Genomic DNA, 17,013 nt, shown 5'->3' with positions numbered 1-17,013 from the left:
GGTATTGGCAAACCGGGGGAAAGTGTATTAAAAGCAGTCTTATGACCACGATAACGCGAATGCCCCAGACAATGCCTGACGGTGACGAGTTGACCGAGGAAAATGGCGCGTCGATCTACGAGCGCCTGCGCGATGACATCATCCATGGCCGCGTCAAGGCTAACGAGCGCCTGAAGGTCGCCGAGCTTGCCGCGCGTATGGGCACCTCCACCAATCCGGTGCGAGAAGCATTGCAGCAGCTGCGCGGCGAGGGTTTCGTGGTCATGATGCCCAATCGCGGCGCCCGAGTGCGGCCGATTGACGAGGAGTTCGTCAGAGATATCTGCGAAATAGAGGTGTTGATCGAGCCGGCGCTGACGCGCTGGTTTGTCGGGGTTGCGACGCGAGAAGATGTCGATGAACTGGAGCGCATTCAGGCCGAGATCGAAGCCCTGAATTTTTCGGATGAGCTGAAACACTCAAATCTGGACATGCAGTTTCATCGGCTGATGTACGACCGGCACTACAACAGGCACGCTGTCGATCTCTGGATTCGCCATCGTCAGATTTTGTGGGCGATAAGTCGCGGCTTTCCCACCTCCCTAAGCCGCCAGTCGAACGTTCTTGAGGAGCATCGCGAGCTCATCGGATGCATCAAGGAGCAGGATGCGGACGGGGCGGCGAACGCTATTGCCAAACATGTTGGTGGATCAGGACGGCACATCATCGAGCGCATGCGGCTCAACAAGCAGCGGTCCTGATTTGTCCGAAGCTCGCGCAATCGCACCGGGCCGGGGCCGTCATGGTTGTCGCGCCTTTCGATGATGGGAAATGGCCCTCTCAGCAATTGCGATCGGGGCGCTGACCTTGTCCACGCGCCGGCCGTTCGTCGCCTTGCAGCAGACCATGGCTGTGGCTCATGATGCGAGGCGCCTTCCGCAATACAGGGCAAGTCCTTGATGCACGCGTGATCACGAGATAACGTATACCTCACCGAAAACATTCCTGAAGTCCAATGTCATCGAATTCCGACCGGGTAGACGTTGCCCATCGCACTCTCCGACAGGCCATAATCGAACAGGCGCTGAAAGCCGGAACCAGGCTGCCAGAAGACGAGATTGGCAGGCACTTCGCAATGAGCAGAACCTTGGTTCGTGCCGTGCTGGCGAAACTGCAGGCCCAGGGGCTCGTCGACACCTACCACAAGCGAACTGCCACGGTTGCCCAGCCGAGCCTCGACGAGGCGCGCAATGCCTTTGCTGTTCGGCGCGCGCTTGAACGGGAGGTGATGAAGGCGGTGATCGCGCGTTGGAGCCCGGTAGTCGAGAAGATCCTCTCCGATCACGTACAGGAAGAAGAGGCCGCCCATGCCAAGGGGGATGTGCGCCTCTCGACCCGGCTAGCCGGCGAATTCCACCTCAAGCTTGCGGAACTCTCGGGTAATGCGCTGCTCGAACGATATCTCTCCGAACTCGTATCCCGCTGTTCGCTGATCCTGGCCATGTACAGCCGGCCGCACTCAAGCGAGTGCGCCATCAGCGAACATTCCGGACTGATCGGCGCGCTCAAGAAGGGGGATATCGCTGCGGCTGAGCATCTGATGGACGACCACCTGTCATCGGTTGAAAGCAGGGCCCTGCTCGAAGACGATACCGCGGCGGAGCTGGATCTCGGCTCGATCCTGTCGCGCTTTTCCGCCCGTGGCAGCGGTTAGGCTGCCGCTTTTTCAATCATGTATACATGATTGTGCATTTTATGTAGACGTTCGAAACCGGCGACGACACGCGTGTGCGGGATGGTGTCAGCGGCTTTCCTCGAACGAATCCAAATATCTAGCCACTCTGTGCGGCCCGGAAACTTTTTCCGATACAATCTGGCACCATTGTTGCATACATGATTACGGATATCATGTAGCCAAGAAGCGGGTGGATATGCCAAGATGACGACCTGGAATCCGGACCTGCCCGAGCCGGTCGCCGCCGAAATGAAGGCCGCAGAAGCGTCGATCATCAGCGGCAAACTGAAGCCGTTTGGCGGCGAGACCAAGGACCAGAAAGGCACGGGTAAAGTGACCAAGGGCCAGGAACTGGCGGATGCCGATATCAGGGGCATGACCTGGCTGATCGAAGGCGTGCAGGGCGCCTCCCCGATCCCGCCGGCGAGGTTATTGATGATACAACAAAGAAATCAAGGGAGATCCCGGTGACCGAAACACTTTTTACAAACGCCAAGCTCGCCGACGGCACGCTCAACGACATTCTGGTCTCCAACGGCCGCATCTCTACCATTGCTGCTGCTGGGTCGAGCCCCGGCTCTGCGCGCACGCTCGATATTGCCGGTGCGCTTCTCGTTCCGGGCTTCGTTGAGGGCCACATCCATCTGGACACGAGCTTCTACGGCGACAAGTGGATCCCGCATAAACCCTGCACCAACGGGTTTGACGTGCATGAGCGCGTCGCCTTCCAGGCCGAGAACCTGGCAGCCGCCGCACCGATGGACGAACGTGCCCGCAGCCAGCTCGACCTGTGCATTTCGAACGGCGCGCTGCAGATGCGCAGCCATGTCATGGTCGATGGCTCGGTCGGGCTGAAATCGCTCGAAACCATCCTGGCCGTCCGCGAAGAATACAAGGACATCATCGACATTCAGCTCGTGGCCTTCCCGCAGAGCGGTATCCTGAAGAGCCCCGGCACGCGTGACCTGATGGACGAGGCGATTGGCATGGGAGCCGATCTGGTCGGCGGGCTCGATCCGCTGTCCTTCGATCGTGATATCAAGGGGCATCTCGACGTGGTCTTTGGAATTGCCGAAAAACGGGGTGTCGATGTCGACATACATCTCCACGATGCCGGGACGATGGGGGCCATGACGATCGAGGAGATCTGCGCGCGGACCGCAGCACTCGGCATGCAGGGGCATGTCGCCGTCAGCCACGCCTACGGGCTTGGGGACCTCGCCCCGGATGCCGCAAAGAAGATCGCCGCTGTCATTGCAGAAAGCGGCGTCTCGATCATGACCAACGCTCCAGGAAATCACAATTTCCCGCCGGTCGCATTGCTGCGGGCCGCCGGCGTCAATGTTTTTTCAGGCAATGACAATATCCGCGATTCGTGGTGGCCCTTCGGCGATGGCGACATGCTCCGTCGGGCAGAGATCATCGCCTATCGCTCCGGCTTCTATACCGATACCGAGCTCTCCGCCGCTTTCGATGTGGTTACGACAGGAGGCGCCAAGGCGCTCAATCTTGAAGGCTATGGCATCGCCGTCGGCGCCAAGGCTGATTTCGTGACACTCGCCGCCGACCATATTCCAGAGGCAGTCGTCGCCGTCCCCAAGCCGCGACGCGTCTTCAAGCAGGGTCGGTTGGTGGCCGATAACGGCGCAGTGGTCCGCTGATGCAACTTTCAAGCAGGCAGACCAAAACGGGCGGCGCGCGATCGCGTGATGGCATGGTGACAACACCGCATTGGCTGGCGAGCGAAGCCGGTGCCCGGGTGCTTTCACGCGGCGGGAATGCGATCGAGGCGCTGGTCGCGGCTGGAGCAGCACTTTCGGTCGTCTACCCGCATTTCTGTGGCCTCGGTGGAGACGCCGTCTGGATGGTCTCCGACGAGGCCGGCGATGCACGGACGTTCCTCGGCATAGGGCAGGCGGCAGATGTTGCCGTCCCCGGCAACACGATCCCATTGCGCGGCGCTGCCTCGACCTTGACCACCGCCGGCCTGGTCGACAGCTGGGACAAGGTGCTCAGCTATTCCGCAACCGCTTGGGGTGGCACCGAGAGCCTGTCGGGATTGCTGGACGATGCGATCGCCCTGGCCGGAAACGGTTATGCCGTGAGCGCGTCGCAGGCATTCTGGTTCGATTTTCGCGCCGCCGAATCCGTCGCGTGGCCGGGATTTCGCGACCTTTTCAGACGGGACGGCATCCAGTGCCAGCCGGCCCTGGCGAGGAGCCTCGAAGCGATCGCCAGCAACGGCGCCCGCGAATTCTACGAGGGGGCGCTCGCCGGCCGCATCGCAAGCGGTCTTGCTGCCGCCGGCTCGCCGCTTACTGCTGCCGATCTTGCAGCGACAAACACCCAGGTCGTTGCGCCCCTGCGACTATCCTATGGTGAAACAGTGCTTTTGGCGCCGCCACCCCCGACCCAGGGCGTGACCACACTCGCTATCATGGGCGTGCTCGCTCATCTGTTACCGGCAGACAAGGCGGTCGACAGTGCATCCTATTATCACCTGCTGGTAGAGGCGGTGAAACAGGCATTTCGCGACCGGCATCTGATTGCTGATCCGGCATTCGGTCACGATGCCTCCGGGGCACTCCTTAATCCCGATCGACTTTCCGGGAAGGCCGCCGCAATTGACCCCAGCCGTGCTGCCGCCTGGGCGCATCCCTATCGGCAGGGCGACACGTCCTTCCTGGCCGCGGTCGATTCCAGGGGGCGGGCAGCCTCGATGCTTCAAAGTATCTATTTCGATTGGGGCAGCGGCGTCCTTGCCGGCGATACAGGCATTCTCTGGCAGAACCGCGGCGCCGCCTTCAGCATTGATCCCATAAGCCCGAACCGCTACGGGCCTGGAAAGCGTCCATTCTACACCCTCAATCCCGGCCTGGCGCTGAAGGGCGGCCGCCCGCATCTGGTTTATGGCACGCAAGGTGCCGACGGTCAGCCGCAGACGCTGGCACTGCTGTTGAGCCTCCTCATCGACCATGGCCTTGATCCCCTGGCGGCCCTTTCCAGGCCACGCTTCCTGCTGGGCCGTACCTTTTCCGATAGCCGCGACAACCTGAAGATCGAGGAGAATATTGGCAGTGAGGTGATCGCGGCGCTTGCCTTGATGGGCCATGAGGTCACGACCATCGCTCCGCTCAGTCCGCTCGGCGGTCAGGCAGGTATCATCCGCATCAGTGGTGACGGCATGTTGGAAGCAGCTCACGACCCTCGCAGTGACGGCGGGGCAATCGGCCTATGAGCACTGCAAGCGACAGTCCGCTCGACCTGCTTATCCGCAATGTCCGGGTGAAGGAGCATGGCGGACTCGTCGATATCGCTGTTCGCGGCAACCGGATCGTAGCGATCGAGCCCGGGTTTCGTTGCGAGGCCGTCGAGGACTTCGAAGGCGATGGCGCTTTTGCGTTTGGTGGATTCGTCGACACGCATGTCCATCTGGACAAGGCCTGCATCCTCGATCGTTGCTCGATCTGCGAGGGAACACTTGCTGAAGCCGTGCGACAGACCTCCAGCGCCAAGGCAGACTTCACCGAGGCGGACGTCTATGATCGCGCCGCCCAGGTCGTCGAAAAGGCGATCTCGCACGGCACTGTACGGATGCGAACCTTCGTCGAGATCGATCCGCGCGCAGGCTTTCGCTCCTTCGAGGCAATCAAGCGCATCAAGACGGAATACGCTTTTGCGATTGATATTGAAATCTGCGCGTTCGCGCAGGACGGTCTCACGAACGAGCCTCAGATGCTGGACATGCTCGAGCGGGCGCTCTCAGAAGGGGCTGATCTCGTCGGTGGCTGCCCCTACACTGATCCCGATCCAGTCAGGCATGTGGACCTGATCTTCTCCCTCGCTGTCAGGCACGGAGTCGCAGTGGATTTTCATCTCGATTTCCATCTGGATCCCGGCCAGAGCGATTTGCCGGCTGTTATTGCGGCCACAGAGCGCCATGGCTGGCAAGACCGGGTCGCAATCGGCCACGTCACCAATCTTTCGGCCATGCCGCTGGCCGATGTCATTCATATCGCCGACAAACTTGCTGCAGCGGGCATCGCGCTTACCGTTCTTCCGGCGACAGATCTTTTCCTCACTGGCCGCGGGCACGACCGACTGGTGCCGCGGGGCGTCGCACCGGCGCATGTCATCGCGCGGCGGGGCGTCGTCACCTCAATCGCCACCAACAACGTCATGAACCCTTTCACTCCCTATGGCGACGCCTCGCTGATCCGCATGGCAAATCTCTATGCCAATATCGCACAGCTTTCGCGGGACGACGACATGCGCTCGGTTTTTGAAATGGTAGGGCAATCGGCAGCGAGGCAACTCGGCGTTCCGCACGGCCTTTGGGTCGGCGGTGACGCGACCATCGTGCTTGTCGATGCGGTCGGCCCGATGGCGGCTGTGCGCGAGGTCGGCCGTGTCCTCGCCGGCTGGAAGAATGGCCACATGAGTTTCAACAATGGTCGAGCTCGGATCCGCAGACGTTCACTTGTGTGAACGCGGTACCAACGCCGACCGTGTAACCGTCTTGTGCCTGTGTGGCTCTGAGCCTGCTGGCCTGCAAACAAATCAGACGGAGGGTTCAAGGGGACGCCGTTCCGGCGCCAATGTGCCAGCCATTGAATCACAGTGAAATTGACGCTATATAACGTCAGTATCAATGGCATGTATGGGAGTTTTGGATATCATGGGTCTTGCTCGGTATGCAGACGGCGGCCTGTTCTCGCCCCGCAAGATCGCGCAAGCATTGCGCACGACCAGCGAGGAAATCGCGCTGACCGCTGGACTTGGCAAGGATGCCATCCAGCGTAAGGATCGCATTCGTTCCGACAAGACGCAGCGGCGACTACGCGAGGTCACAGAAGTCATCAACAAGGTCGAGCCCCGGTTCGGTTCGGCTCTGATGGCTTATGCCTGGTATCGCTCGGAGCCTTTGTCGGGATTTTCTGGTTTGACGGCAATGCAACTGGTGCGTGATGGACGCGCGAACGACGTCCTTGACTACATCGATGCAGTCGATGCGGGCGTTCACGCCTGACTTGCCGATGCACTTTAAGGGCACCCTTTATCGCGCGCTCAACCCGATCTACGCGCAAGACGCGTTGTCCGGGCGTGGAGCGGAACTCTATGGCGGACGGTTCAACCGAAAAGGAACCCCGGCGCTCTATACGTCTCTTTCCGTAATTGCCGCGCTACGCGAGGCCAATCAGGTCGGCAGCTTGCAGCCGACCACGCTGGTATCTTACGACGCTGTCATTGAGCGTGTTTTCGACTGCCGGGACGAGGTTGCTCTGCGAAGCGAAGGAATGGACGCCAGCATGCTTGCTGATCCGGCATGGCGCGATCAAATGAGGAAACACGGGGAGGCATTGACGCAGGCGTTCGCCCGCGCACTCAGCCAAGCGGGTTTTCACGGATTGCTAGTGAGGAGTTTTGCGCACGGGGCAACTGACAATGATCTCAACCTTGTCCTCTGGCAATGGAGCGTCGCGTTACCCAGTCGGGTGACGCTCATCGACGACGAACATCGTCTGTCGCCTTAGCTAGGCTCAGCTGATCGCAATCGCATTGGTGTATGACTTGAACGTCGCAACGTTCGATCGGGCTCAATAGCGGATCCGCCGCCAACCGGCTTCAGGTCTTCTGTCGGCCATAGAGCAAAAGCATGCTCACGATCACTACGCCGTAGATCAGCTGGCGACCCGCTTCTTCAATTTGCATTACCGAGAGGATCGACTGCAGTAGGGTAATAAGGATCACACCTGCTACCGTACCGAGGTAGGTCCCTTTTCCACCAAGTACATGGGTTCCACCAAGGACCACGGCCGCGATTGACGGCAGAAGATAGGCGTCGCCCATCGACTGTGAGGCTTTCGACGCATAACCGGCCAGCAAGACTCCACCAAGTGCGCTGAGCGAACCCGAGATGACAAAGGCGATCATGGTAACACGCCGGGTATCGATGCCCGACATATAGGCCGCCCGTTCGCGGTTTCCGATCGCATAGAGCGATCGACCGAAGGTCGTTCTGGTCAACAGGAAAACCGCCAGTATGCCAACGGCAAGCCAGACAAGAACGCCGTTGGGGACAGAGGGGATGGTGTATCCGGTCGCGAGAAATCGCATCGCCCGAGAGGCAGAATCCTGCGGCGAGAACCCGCCCGTGTAGACGACCATCAGTCCCTGCACGACGGCGTTGGTCGCAAGCGTGATGATCATAGAGGGAATGCGCAGGTAGGCGACGGCAAGTCCGTTGACCAGACCAATCGCTGCCCCGCACGTAATTCCGAATGGAATTGCCAGGAGTGATCCACCTGCGCCATAAGCCGTCGCGGCACAGGCCATCATCGCGCCAGCGGTCACGGTCCACGGAACGGACAGATCAATCTGCCCGAGCAGGATTACCATCATCATCCCCGTCGCGATCACGCCGAGGAAAGAGGCCACCTTCAACTGTTGCAGGAGGTAATCGGGCGAGAGAAAATTCGAAGAATAGATCGATCCGCCAAGCAGCAGGAGCAGGATGCAACCGAAGGCGATCGCCACCGCGGGATCTCTTCCCCGCAGCCGACGAGGAATGATTGAATGCCGCATGCCGAAAGCATCTTCGCTCATTGGAACCATTCCAGTCGATTGCGTACACGGGCCAGCCCGATCGAGCCAATGCCGATCGCCAGCATCAACACGATGCCCTGGAACAGAGGCTGCCAGAGTGGGTCGAGATCAAAGACGAAAAGAAGATCGCCGATCGTGCGGAAGGCAAGCGCCCCGAACACGGCGCCGACGGCACTGCCCTTTCCCCCCGCCAGAGACACGCCTCCAAGGACAACTGCGGCAATCGAGTAGAGCGTGTAAGCATTGCCGCTCGCAAAGGCCGCCTCGCCTGTATAGGAAAAGAAGGTGAGATAAAGTCCGCCAATGGCCGACAAGAGCCCCGCAAGGGCATAGGCCAGAAGCTTAGCCCGCTTGAGCGGCATGCCAGACATATAGGCAGCATATTCCGAAGACCCGGCGGCGTAGGCTGCGCGCCCATAAACCGACCTGCTGAACGGGATCCAGACCCAAAGTATCGTGGCAGCGAGAACGATCAGGCTGGTGGGCAACACCCCGAATATCTTGGAGGTAAAGACGTCAGCAAGTGTCTCGTTAACAGAGCCGCCCGGCGTTGGGCGCAAAAGTAGCGCAAGCCCGAAAAAGATAGCACTGGTGGCGATTGTCGTGACGATCGGCTGCAGTCTGCCGAAGATGATGATCAGACCGTTCAAGGTGCCGCAGGCGAGACCCGCCGCCAGCACGGCGACGATGCCGAAGCCCGTCTGCAGCGGTGTGCCGACGACAAGCCAGGATGCGAGACAGTTGCACAGAACCAGAACCATCCCGGCCGAAAGGTCTATGCCCGCCGTGATCACCACGAGACATTGCGCCATCGCGACGAAGGCGAGGAGCGTTGCCTTGTTGGACGCTGTCTGCACAACGTTTGGTGTGAAGCCGGCTGGATGGTTGGAAACATAGATGGCGAACATCACCACAAAGAGGGCCGCGGCAAGAAGCGTTCCTTTATGAAGCTCGTACCGGAATCGCCATTCACCGACCTTTCCCGTGTTCACAGTGTTGGCCCCCGCTCCACCTGTTTGCCAGCGATGTTCAACGCACTGCCAATCAACGCGCGCTCGTTGATATTGTCACCTTCAAGCATGCTGGCGATCGTGCCGTCGTACATCACAAGGACTCGATCACAGCAACCAATCAGCTCGTCGTAGTCGGTGGAATAGAAGATAATTGCCGCGCCACCGTCCGCAAGCTTTCGCAGCAGCTGGTAAATCTCCTGTTTGGTCCCGACGTCGATGCCGCGTGTGGGATCGTTCAACAGTATGATCCGGGGCTGGTTCATCAGCCATTTGGCAATGACAACCTTCTGCTGGTTTCCACCGGACAGATTGCTGACCGGCATGTCGATGTTCGCCGCTTTGATGGCAAGGAGCTTCAAGAGTTCGTTAACGCAAGCGGCCTCTGCGCCGCGATCGATGACACCTTTCCGCGAAACGCTGCCAAGGGCTGCTATCGAAAGATTCTCCCGCACTGTCATGGGCAGCATCAACCCCTCGGTCTTTCGATCTTCCGGGATGAGAGCAATGGAGGTTGCCTGCGACTTCGCCTCCTTGGGACTGGTCAATCGCACACTGCGACCATCGATCCGCACGTCGCCCCTGACGTCGCGAAGCACGCCGAAAAGCGCCAGCAGGAGCTCGCGTTGACCCTGCCCGTCCAGGCCGCCCACGCCCACAATTTCGCCCGGGCGCGCATCGAATGTAATGTCAGTCAGACGATCCCCCCAGCACAAGCCAGAGCAGGAAAGGACGGGCGGCCTCGAAATCTCGACGCCCGGCTTGGCTGGAAACACACTTTTGTATTCCCGACCGATCATCAGCTCAACAACCTGCTGATCGGTCTTTGTCCCGGCCTTGTAGGATTCGATGCTACGCCCGTTCCGGAACACGGTACAGTCGTCGGCGAGTTCTGCAATTTCATGCATGCGATGCGAAATATAGACGAGCGCCAATCCCTCCGATCGCAGTCGCTTCAGGACACTGAAGACCTTGTCGACATCTGACTTGCTCAAGGCGGAGGTCGCCTCGTCCAGGATCATCAGCCGAGGGCTGCGCGCGAGAGCCTTGGCAATCTCGACCATTTGCCGACGGGAAAGCGGAAGGTCCTTGACCAGCGATGACGGATGAATGTCGAAGGCGCCGGCGCGCGAAAGCGCCTCCTCGGCGATCCGTCGCTGGGCGCCGCGGTCGATCATCCCGAAACGCGTGGGCGGATTGCTGATGACGATGTTGTCGGCGACCGAAAGGTCGGGAATGAGCGACAGCTCTTGAAAGACCGAAACGATCCCTGCCGCATTCGCCACCGCAGGCGACGAGAAAGATACCGCCTTGCCATCCAGCAGCATTCGGCCGTCGTCGGGTGCCGTCACCCCGGCCATGATTTTGATCAGCGTCGATTTTCCTGCACCGTTCTCGCCGAGGACGGCATGGATCGCGCCGGGTCGAATTGCAATATCGGCTTCGTTGAGGGCTATGACGCCGCCGTAGCGTTTCGATATGCCTTCCATGCGCAACAGTGGTTCTGACAAGATCACCCTCCCATCGGGTGCATTTCGCCTGTGACTGCGAGCACGCATGCCCGCAGTCAATCCCATGAGCACTTGCTGCTATTGGTTTTCCTTGGTCTGCCCCATGATTTCTTGCGCCGTGAAATTGATGCCGCAAGTTGGGAAGGAGTTGCCGACGAAAAAGTTGTCGGACTGGTCAGGGTAATAGTCCTGATCCTTCTTAAAGTCGGGATGCGACACGAGTGCCGTCGGCAACTTGACGGCTTGCGGGACCACTTGGCCCTCAAGAGCTGCGATGGCAGTCTTTATGGCGACAGCAACCTGAGCTGGCCCTGTCCCGGCTGACGAGCAAACTAGCCCCTCGCCCGCATGAGCGGCGCAAAGCTTTCGGAAGCCATTTTCGGTCTCGCCGCCGAACGGAACGAAGGGGTGCTTCGCGTCGATCATCGCCTGAACGACACCGGTGTCGCCACCCTGGGCGGTAATCCCGTCAAAGGGTCCATTTGTCGCTATAGCATCTGCTGTGGCCTTCTGGGCAACGCCGTCATCCCATTTGCCGACGACTTCGGTCACGTCGAACTTCTTGCCGGAGGCTGCCAGTGTTTCCTTGATGCCATTATGGCGGTCGGTATCAACGGACGTGCCAGCGACACCCCTGACTTCCAAAATCTTGCCGCCGTTCGGCAGGTGTTTGACAAGCCACTCGGCCCATGTGACACCAAGGCCCTTCTGATCGACGTTGACGTTGATCGCGTCTTTCGTGTCCAGTGTGTTGTCGAATGCGACGAGCACGACGCCAGCTTCCTTGGCTCTCTTGATCACGGGGCCAAAGGCTGTCGGGTTTTGGGCATTGACGACGATCGCATCATAGCCGGCGTCGATGAAGTTGTTGATCGCTGAAATCTGTGCCGGCACGTCTTCTCCGGTTGAGACAACCTTGAACTCCTTCAACTTCGCCTTGACGTCCGGTTGCGCCGCATAGGCCTTTGCGGTCTGGACCATCTGGATGCGCCATGTGTTGGCAATGTAGCCGTTGGCGAGCGCGATGCGGTAAGGACCTTCCTTTTTCGGATACTGCAGAAACTGAGTATCGGAAGCCCAAGGCGTCATGCAGCCTGGATCTGCTGCTGGTCCGTTCACAACTTTCGGTTCTGCATATGCAGCGCCGCACAACAGCGCAAGGATCGGTGCGGAAACCGCAACGCGCGCAGAATTCGCTTTCACGTTTTTAAGCATGGATGTCCTCCTCCAGAGGCGGACGCAGCCGCCCTCCAATATTCTTAACCTCCAGTATTGTCATTGGTACGCTTGGCCCGAAAAGGCTCCACCCTGCCCTTTGCGGAACGATCGAAACGTTAACATACATGACAGCGCTGTCAAATTCTATTTGATAGCGCTGTCAATTGTGGAGTATCACTTTGTTATGCTTGTTTCTCGCTGCGCTGTGACCTTTTGTATTTGGACAATGCTTTAATGCGCCGAATAACTCTCGACGATGTTGCGAGCCTGGCGGGTGTCAGCCCGATCACGGTTTCGCGCGTGCTCCGGAAGCCGGCCACGGTCTCGGAAACCTTGCGGCTGCGCGTTATCGAGGCCGTCCAAAAGTTGGGCTATGTGCCGAATGTGGCGGCAAGCAGACTTGCCTCGTCGCGCACCCACACGATCGGCGTGATCGTCCCGACGCTCTATAATGTCATCTTTGCGGAATACCTGTTTGCGCTGCACGAAGTTCTAATCGCTGCAGGTTTCCAGGTCGTCGTGGTCAACAGCAGATACTCGGAAGTGGAGGAGGAGAATGCGATCAAGGCGCTCCTTGGTCAGCGGGTGGAAGCGATCATCATTGCAGGTATTCACCATACGGCACTGTCACGCCAGCTTTTGGTCCAGGCGCGACTTCCGGTTGTGCAAACTTTCGAATTGTCCGACGATCCAATAGATCTCAACATCGGCATGTCACAGGAGCATGCGGGCCACGTTGCAACCCGCCATCTCATTGATTGCGGGTTCCGACGGATTGCGTTCCTGACAGGCAATCTCGACCATCGCGCCCAGTCACGCTTTGACGGGTATCACAATGCGATGCAGGAAGTTGGCCTGAAAAGTCTGGAAATGATTGCGCATAGACCGCGCCACAGTTCGGTGGCGCTCGGATCCGAGCTCTTTGGCGAGATGGATGACCGCGGCGATCTGCCCGAGGCGATATTTTGTACGGACGACAACCTGGCTCTTGGCGCAATGCAGGAGTGCAGGAAGCGACGCATCCGCGTGCCGGACGATATTTCGATTATCGGTTTTCACGACCTCGAATTCTCAGCCTGCGCAGCACCGTCCCTTTCCTCGATCGCCACCCGCCGTTACGAAACCGGCAGGCTTGCTGCCGAGAAGGTTCTCCTGGCGCTCGATGCAGCAACAAAATCCGGACCCGAACAAATCGACATGGGATTCGCGCTTGTCGTGCGCGAAAGCACTTCTAGCGACCTTGTCTTCACGAACCGGACGAGCAATTCGAGTGCCGGCGCGATCAGGCCACCCAACGAGGGCGAGCAGTCCGACGATTGAATCGATGCAAATTGCATCCCAACGCCGTTTTCGGGTTTTGCAGCAGTTGGCCCGTTACGGCAACTGATCGAGCTATAAGGTCTTGGCAGAAACTTATAACGGCAATCCGAGCGGACTTGCCAACGAGAGGCCGCGGCGCGGATACGGAACGTCAACAATGAAAGAGATCGACATCAGCTATCGATTCATGTTCGCTGAGCTTACTCAGCGAACGCTCGACGCGCAATTTGTGGCGGATTTCCCGTTGGAGGGATGGTTGCGTGAGGGGGCATCGCCACGCAGGAAGAGCGAGGCGATGCTCAACCTTGGGCTAATGAAGAGCACCAGCCGTGGGCGCATTGACATATGTGACAGGCGCTCCGGGAAACCGAGCAATCAATATCCGGGTCAGTTCCTCCTGAGTGCGATGACCGCGATTGAAGAGGTCGACTGCCGCGCTGCAGATTACTTCCGACGTTCTGTCATCTGGTTTGGCCCGGTAATGTCGGTACCAGGATTGAACGGACAGCGAGAGCACGGCCAAATCGGCTTCGAGGATACACGAGACTAGCATTCCTTACCTCCCCCCAAGAGTTACACGAGCTGCTCGGCCAGAACCTGTGCGAGCATCTCCAGGCTCCGGCCAGTTCGAGTGGCGACCGTCAAGGCGCGCCCGGGCGCTCATTGCGACGTGATGGTCTGTCGTCCGTCGCTCGCAAGATGCGCAACAATCGCGCGCCGGATTTCGCTAATCGTATCGAAGACCATGTTGTCCAGATCAATGACGCTGAACCGGACAGCGATGAACTTCAGACGAGTTTCTACGGGAACAGCGATCCCGACTTCCTGACCATTGAAAACGACAGCCTGTTTCTGCATGACAAACCCCGAGGCACACACCATCGCGCGGACCATAAGCAATTTTCGGTGATGGATTTACGACGGGTCAGACCGACGGTGCGGCTCGATATCGGGTTGAAACGCGATGGCGCACCCGCTGCACAATTGCGAATAAAGAAACGCTCGGACGCAATGTCTTATCCTCCTCAAGCGTCGTCAACCAACACTGAGTGCAAGTACCAAATTTTGATATTGGGCACCTCTCCCATAACAAGACTTATTCGAGAAAAGTCAGATAAGCAACTGAAATAGTGTAATTTTTAGCGGGTTGAATTATATGATAATTGCCGCATCTGCGAAGCAGAAATGACGTACGTGCGTCCAAGTGCGGTGGCAATATTGTCGGAGCGGCCGTATGTGTCACCGCGTCACCGAGCAAAACTGCTTCCTGAGGGCGCGACGCGGATTGAGCTCCCGAAGGCTCCCGTAGTCTTGCGGATCGCCGGCAACTTGTGCTGAGCTAAAATGCAGACGCACCTACCAGTATTGACGAAAGTCACCCGTGGCTGACTGTAGCAGTGTGAGCGGATATCGGCCGGGGTGATGGACAAGCGCAGTCATGTTGATTGGCCGGTCCCGCTCGTCAAAGGCGATTTGATCGACAGTGAGCACGGCCGAAGGTGACGGGAGTTCGAGCATCGCAGCTTCGGCTGGATCCGCCAGTCGCGCACTGAGTGTCGTTTGCCCCCGCCGCGGCTGGATACCGTAGACTTCGCGCAGCTCGGTATAGAGCGAGCGATTTGCGACCGTCCAGTCCATGCCGGTCAATCCCGGCGCGCGGGAGGCCGCTATCCAGTCGGTCTGGAGGACGACCGGCACGCCGTCAAGTAGCCGCAGGCGCGACAGCACGATCACATCCGATCCGGGAGGCAAGAGCAGCGGCCGGGTGATGTCAAGCGACGCCTTTACGACCTCCATCGCAAGCAGGCGATGTCCGGGCACGCGACCACTTGCCAGTGCGGTGCTCGTAAAGCTTCTGAGGACCTCGAGTTCAAATCCTCCTCCATTTTCCGCAACATACAAGCCCTTGCCCGGCTGACTTTGAACAACGCCCTGGCGGATCAGTTCGCGCACCGCATGCCGCACCGTGATGCGACTAACATCGTAAAGTGAAACGAGTTCACGTTCGGAGGGCAGCTTGCCGCGCAATGGCACCTTCCCTTCCCGGATCGTAGCCAGCAAGTCTTCGTAGACCTGCTGATGAAGCGGACGAGGGTCGGCCCGATCGATTGCCGCATGCCTCTTTCGCGCTGCCACCGGTTCACGGGTCTTCACGTTGCGTTCGCTCCCTTGGTCGGTGCTTGTATTTGCTTTTGCATCTTTGCCCACAAGGGACAAAAGAGTCCAGTTGACATGACTGGTCATAACCAGTCCTACTAGGTCAGGAACCAGAGAGTTCCGCACCGCTCAAGTGTGATAAAGACAGGAACAGCCCATGTTGAAGAAATGCCTTACTGCAGTTGCAGTCTATGCCGGCCTATGGGCCAGTGCCGCGCATGCGGAAAGCATCTCCGTATTCTGCGCACCAACCGAATTCGAACTTTGCACCAAGGTTGCCGACGCCTGGAAGACAAAGACAGGCAACGAAGCAAAAATTAACAAGATGCCGGCTCTCCTCGACGACGCGATCCCGCTCTATCAGCAATTGCTGGCGGCAAAGTCCAAGGATATCGACGTTCTGTTTCTCGACGTCATCTGGCTCGGGATGTTCAAGGCCAACCTGCTTGATTTGAAAACCATGATTCCTGCGGCCGACCAGGACAAGCATTTCACTTCCACGCTCAACGCTGCCAAGCTGGACGGCAACCTGGTCGCGATGCCTGCCTACATGGACGTGGGCCTGATGTTCTATCGCAAGGATCTCCTGGAAAAGTATGGCAAGCAGCCTCCCAAGACCTGGGATGAGCTTGCTGCGACCGCAAAGGAAATCCAGGACAAGGAGCGCGCCGCCGGCAACGCCAAGATGTGGGGCTACGCCTGGCAGGCAAAGAGCTATGAGGGCCTGACCTGCGATGCGATCGAACTCATTGCATCAAATGGCGGCGGCACGATCATATCCGACGACGGCAAGGTTACGATCAACACGCCGCAAGCCGCCGAAGCCATCGAGAAGGCCAGAGGCTGGATCGGTTCGATCAGCCCGGAAGGCGTTCTGAACTACGATGAGGAAGCGTCACGGGCAGTTTTTGAATCCGGCGACGCGGTATTCCATCGCAATTGGCCCTATGTCTGGGGTACATCGCACAAGGAAGGCAGCTCGATCATCGACAAGGTTGGCGTCATGCCGCTTCCGGTTGGCAAGGAAGGCCAGAAGTCCAGCGGCTGCCTGGGGCCCATGTATTATGGCGTCTCGAAATACAGCGCCAAACCTGAGGTCGCAGCCGACTTTGTGAACTTCATCACGGGTCCGGAGATGCAGAAGATGCGTGCCGTGGAGGCGACCCTCAACCCTTCGATCCAGTCGCTTTATAGCGATCCGGAGGTGCTGGAAAAAATTCCGTTCCTGAAAGACAACCAGCAAGCCTTCGCCGATAGTGCGGTCCGTCCGTCCGGCTACACCGGCACCAGCTACAACCGTGTCTCTCAGGCCTTCTATCGCGCCACCCATGACGTGCTGTCGGGCAGTGGCGATGCCAAAGACAGCTTTGCATCGCTGGCCAAGCGCCTGGAAAAGCTCAAAGAAAGCCGCTGATTGAAGGAAAGTTGCGGGAGCCTCAGCTCCCGCAACCTTTGCAGCCGGCGCTCTGTGCCGGTC

Annotated in this window: 17 protein-coding genes; 10 read left to right on the top strand and 7 right to left on the bottom strand. The window is 58.8% G+C overall.

Annotation, left to right across the window (positions count from 1 at the left end; genetic code table 11):
* Positions 1–59: 59 nt before the first annotated feature.
* The 8 genes from RHIBUN_RS0103975 (at position 60) to RHIBUN_RS0103940 (ending at position 7,248) form a co-directional block, all read left to right on the top strand.
* Complete coding sequence (locus RHIBUN_RS0103975) at positions 60–740, top strand: GntR family transcriptional regulator (RefSeq protein WP_245271625.1); 681 nt, start codon at positions 60–62, stop codon at positions 738–740.
* A 254-nt stretch (positions 741–994) separates the two neighbouring features.
* Entirely contained in the window at positions 995–1,693 is a 699-nt protein-coding gene (locus RHIBUN_RS0103970; RefSeq protein ID WP_025658553.1) for a GntR family transcriptional regulator, read from the top strand.
* Positions 1,694–1,918: 225 nt separating this feature from the next.
* Positions 1,919–2,185, top strand: a complete 267-nt coding sequence (locus RHIBUN_RS0103965; RefSeq protein WP_025658552.1) for a hypothetical protein — start codon at positions 1,919–1,921, stop codon at positions 2,183–2,185.
* Positions 2,182–3,375, top strand: coding sequence for an amidohydrolase family protein (locus RHIBUN_RS0103960; RefSeq protein ID WP_025658551.1), 1,194 nt, complete (start codon positions 2,182–2,184; stop codon positions 3,373–3,375). Before RHIBUN_RS0103965 ends, RHIBUN_RS0103960 begins: the two co-directional genes overlap by 4 nt.
* Positions 3,375–4,952: a gamma-glutamyltransferase gene (locus tag RHIBUN_RS0103955; protein WP_025658550.1), complete on the top strand. Its 1,578-nt coding sequence runs from the start codon at positions 3,375–3,377 to the stop codon at positions 4,950–4,952. Before RHIBUN_RS0103960 ends, RHIBUN_RS0103955 begins: the two co-directional genes overlap by 1 nt.
* On the top strand, positions 4,949–6,202 hold the full coding sequence (locus RHIBUN_RS0103950) for an amidohydrolase family protein (protein ID WP_025658549.1): 1,254 nt from the start codon (positions 4,949–4,951) through the stop codon (positions 6,200–6,202). The genes RHIBUN_RS0103955 and RHIBUN_RS0103950 overlap by 4 nt, the downstream gene beginning before the upstream one ends.
* Before the next feature lie 190 nt (positions 6,203–6,392).
* Positions 6,393–6,743 carry an antitoxin Xre/MbcA/ParS toxin-binding domain-containing protein gene (locus RHIBUN_RS0103945; RefSeq protein WP_025658548.1) on the top strand — a complete coding sequence of 117 codons (351 nt, stop codon included), beginning with the start codon at positions 6,393–6,395 and terminating at the stop codon, positions 6,741–6,743.
* A gap of 7 nt (positions 6,744–6,750) precedes the next feature.
* Complete coding sequence (locus tag RHIBUN_RS0103940; protein WP_025658547.1) at positions 6,751–7,248, top strand: RES family NAD+ phosphorylase; 498 nt, start codon at positions 6,751–6,753, stop codon at positions 7,246–7,248.
* Between the two features lie 91 nt (positions 7,249–7,339).
* On the opposite strand, the gene RHIBUN_RS0103935 is transcribed toward RHIBUN_RS0103940, so the two are convergent.
* From RHIBUN_RS0103935 to RHIBUN_RS0103920, 4 genes are all read right to left on the bottom strand, one after another.
* On the bottom strand, positions 7,340–8,320 hold the full coding sequence (locus tag RHIBUN_RS0103935; RefSeq protein ID WP_025658546.1) for an ABC transporter permease: 981 nt from the start codon (positions 8,318–8,320) through the stop codon (positions 7,340–7,342).
* Entirely contained in the window at positions 8,317–9,312 is a 996-nt protein-coding gene (locus tag RHIBUN_RS0103930) for an ABC transporter permease (RefSeq protein ID WP_025658545.1), read from the bottom strand. Before RHIBUN_RS0103930 ends, RHIBUN_RS0103935 begins: the two co-directional genes overlap by 4 nt.
* Complete coding sequence (locus RHIBUN_RS0103925; protein ID WP_025658544.1) at positions 9,309–10,847, bottom strand: sugar ABC transporter ATP-binding protein; 1,539 nt, start codon at positions 10,845–10,847, stop codon at positions 9,309–9,311. The genes RHIBUN_RS0103930 and RHIBUN_RS0103925 overlap by 4 nt, the downstream gene beginning before the upstream one ends.
* Before the next feature lie 72 nt (positions 10,848–10,919).
* The gene (locus RHIBUN_RS0103920) at positions 10,920–12,056 is read right to left on the bottom strand and encodes a sugar ABC transporter substrate-binding protein (protein WP_025658543.1); all 1,137 of its coding nucleotides are present in this window, start codon (positions 12,054–12,056) and stop codon (positions 10,920–10,922) included.
* A gap of 237 nt (positions 12,057–12,293) precedes the next feature.
* On the opposite strand from RHIBUN_RS0103920, the gene RHIBUN_RS0103915 reads away from it, so the two are divergent.
* On the top strand, positions 12,294–13,379 hold the full coding sequence (locus tag RHIBUN_RS0103915) for a LacI family DNA-binding transcriptional regulator (protein ID WP_025658542.1): 1,086 nt from the start codon (positions 12,294–12,296) through the stop codon (positions 13,377–13,379).
* A gap of 310 nt (positions 13,380–13,689) precedes the next feature.
* Here the strand turns inward: RHIBUN_RS0103915 and RHIBUN_RS37190 are convergent, their stop codons facing one another.
* The 3 genes from RHIBUN_RS37190 to RHIBUN_RS0103900 all read right to left on the bottom strand — a co-directional run bounded on the left by RHIBUN_RS37190 (position 13,690) and on the right by RHIBUN_RS0103900 (position 15,515).
* On the bottom strand, positions 13,690–13,932 hold the full coding sequence (locus RHIBUN_RS37190) for a hypothetical protein (protein WP_084659636.1): 243 nt from the start codon (positions 13,930–13,932) through the stop codon (positions 13,690–13,692).
* 107 nt (positions 13,933–14,039) lie between these two features.
* On the bottom strand, positions 14,040–14,237 hold the full coding sequence (locus RHIBUN_RS37100; protein WP_025658540.1) for a hypothetical protein: 198 nt from the start codon (positions 14,235–14,237) through the stop codon (positions 14,040–14,042).
* A gap of 498 nt (positions 14,238–14,735) precedes the next feature.
* A complete protein-coding gene (locus RHIBUN_RS0103900; protein ID WP_025658539.1) occupies positions 14,736–15,515 on the bottom strand; it encodes a GntR family transcriptional regulator in 780 nt (259 codons plus the stop codon).
* Positions 15,516–15,693: 178 nt separating this feature from the next.
* Here RHIBUN_RS0103900 and RHIBUN_RS0103895 point away from each other — a divergent pair, with 178 nt between their 5' ends.
* Positions 15,694–16,950, top strand: a complete 1,257-nt coding sequence (locus RHIBUN_RS0103895; RefSeq protein WP_025658538.1) for an ABC transporter substrate-binding protein — start codon at positions 15,694–15,696, stop codon at positions 16,948–16,950.
* The last annotated feature ends 63 nt before the right edge of the window (positions 16,951–17,013 follow it).

Origin of the sequence: Rhizobium sp. IBUN (genome assembly GCF_000510625.1) — a bacterium.
Taxonomy (GTDB): domain Bacteria; phylum Pseudomonadota; class Alphaproteobacteria; order Rhizobiales; family Rhizobiaceae; genus Rhizobium; species Rhizobium altiplani.
Note: the sequence above shows the minus strand (reverse complement) of the source record. Positions and strands in the feature narration are given on the sequence as shown.

What these genes read in the sequence shown, in the direction of transcription:
- RHIBUN_RS0103975 (WP_245271625.1), top strand. Translation starts at nt 60, where the DNA reads ATGCCCCAGACAATGCCTGACGGTGACGAGTTGACCGAGGAAAATGGC.
- RHIBUN_RS0103970 (WP_025658553.1), top strand. Translation starts at nt 995, where the DNA reads ATGTCATCGAATTCCGACCGGGTAGACGTTGCCCATCGCACTCTCCGA.
- RHIBUN_RS0103965 (WP_025658552.1), top strand. Translation starts at nt 1,919, where the DNA reads ATGACGACCTGGAATCCGGACCTGCCCGAGCCGGTCGCCGCCGAAATG.
- RHIBUN_RS0103955 (WP_025658550.1), top strand. Translation starts at nt 3,375, where the DNA reads ATGCAACTTTCAAGCAGGCAGACCAAAACGGGCGGCGCGCGATCGCGT.
- RHIBUN_RS0103950 (WP_025658549.1), top strand. Translation starts at nt 4,949, where the DNA reads ATGAGCACTGCAAGCGACAGTCCGCTCGACCTGCTTATCCGCAATGTC.
- RHIBUN_RS0103945 (WP_025658548.1), top strand. Translation starts at nt 6,393, where the DNA reads ATGGGTCTTGCTCGGTATGCAGACGGCGGCCTGTTCTCGCCCCGCAAG.
- RHIBUN_RS0103940 (WP_025658547.1), top strand. Translation starts at nt 6,751, where the DNA reads ATGCACTTTAAGGGCACCCTTTATCGCGCGCTCAACCCGATCTACGCG.
- RHIBUN_RS0103935 (WP_025658546.1), bottom strand. Translation starts at nt 8,320, where the DNA reads ATGAGCGAAGATGCTTTCGGCATGCGGCATTCAATCATTCCTCGTCGG.
- RHIBUN_RS0103920 (WP_025658543.1), bottom strand. Translation starts at nt 12,056, where the DNA reads ATGCTTAAAAACGTGAAAGCGAATTCTGCGCGCGTTGCGGTTTCCGCA.
- RHIBUN_RS0103915 (WP_025658542.1), top strand. Translation starts at nt 12,294, where the DNA reads ATGCGCCGAATAACTCTCGACGATGTTGCGAGCCTGGCGGGTGTCAGC.
- RHIBUN_RS37190 (WP_084659636.1), bottom strand. Translation starts at nt 13,932, where the DNA reads ATGCTAGTCTCGTGTATCCTCGAAGCCGATTTGGCCGTGCTCTCGCTG.
- RHIBUN_RS37100 (WP_025658540.1), bottom strand. Translation starts at nt 14,237, where the DNA reads ATGCAGAAACAGGCTGTCGTTTTCAATGGTCAGGAAGTCGGGATCGCT.
- RHIBUN_RS0103895 (WP_025658538.1), top strand. Translation starts at nt 15,694, where the DNA reads ATGTTGAAGAAATGCCTTACTGCAGTTGCAGTCTATGCCGGCCTATGG.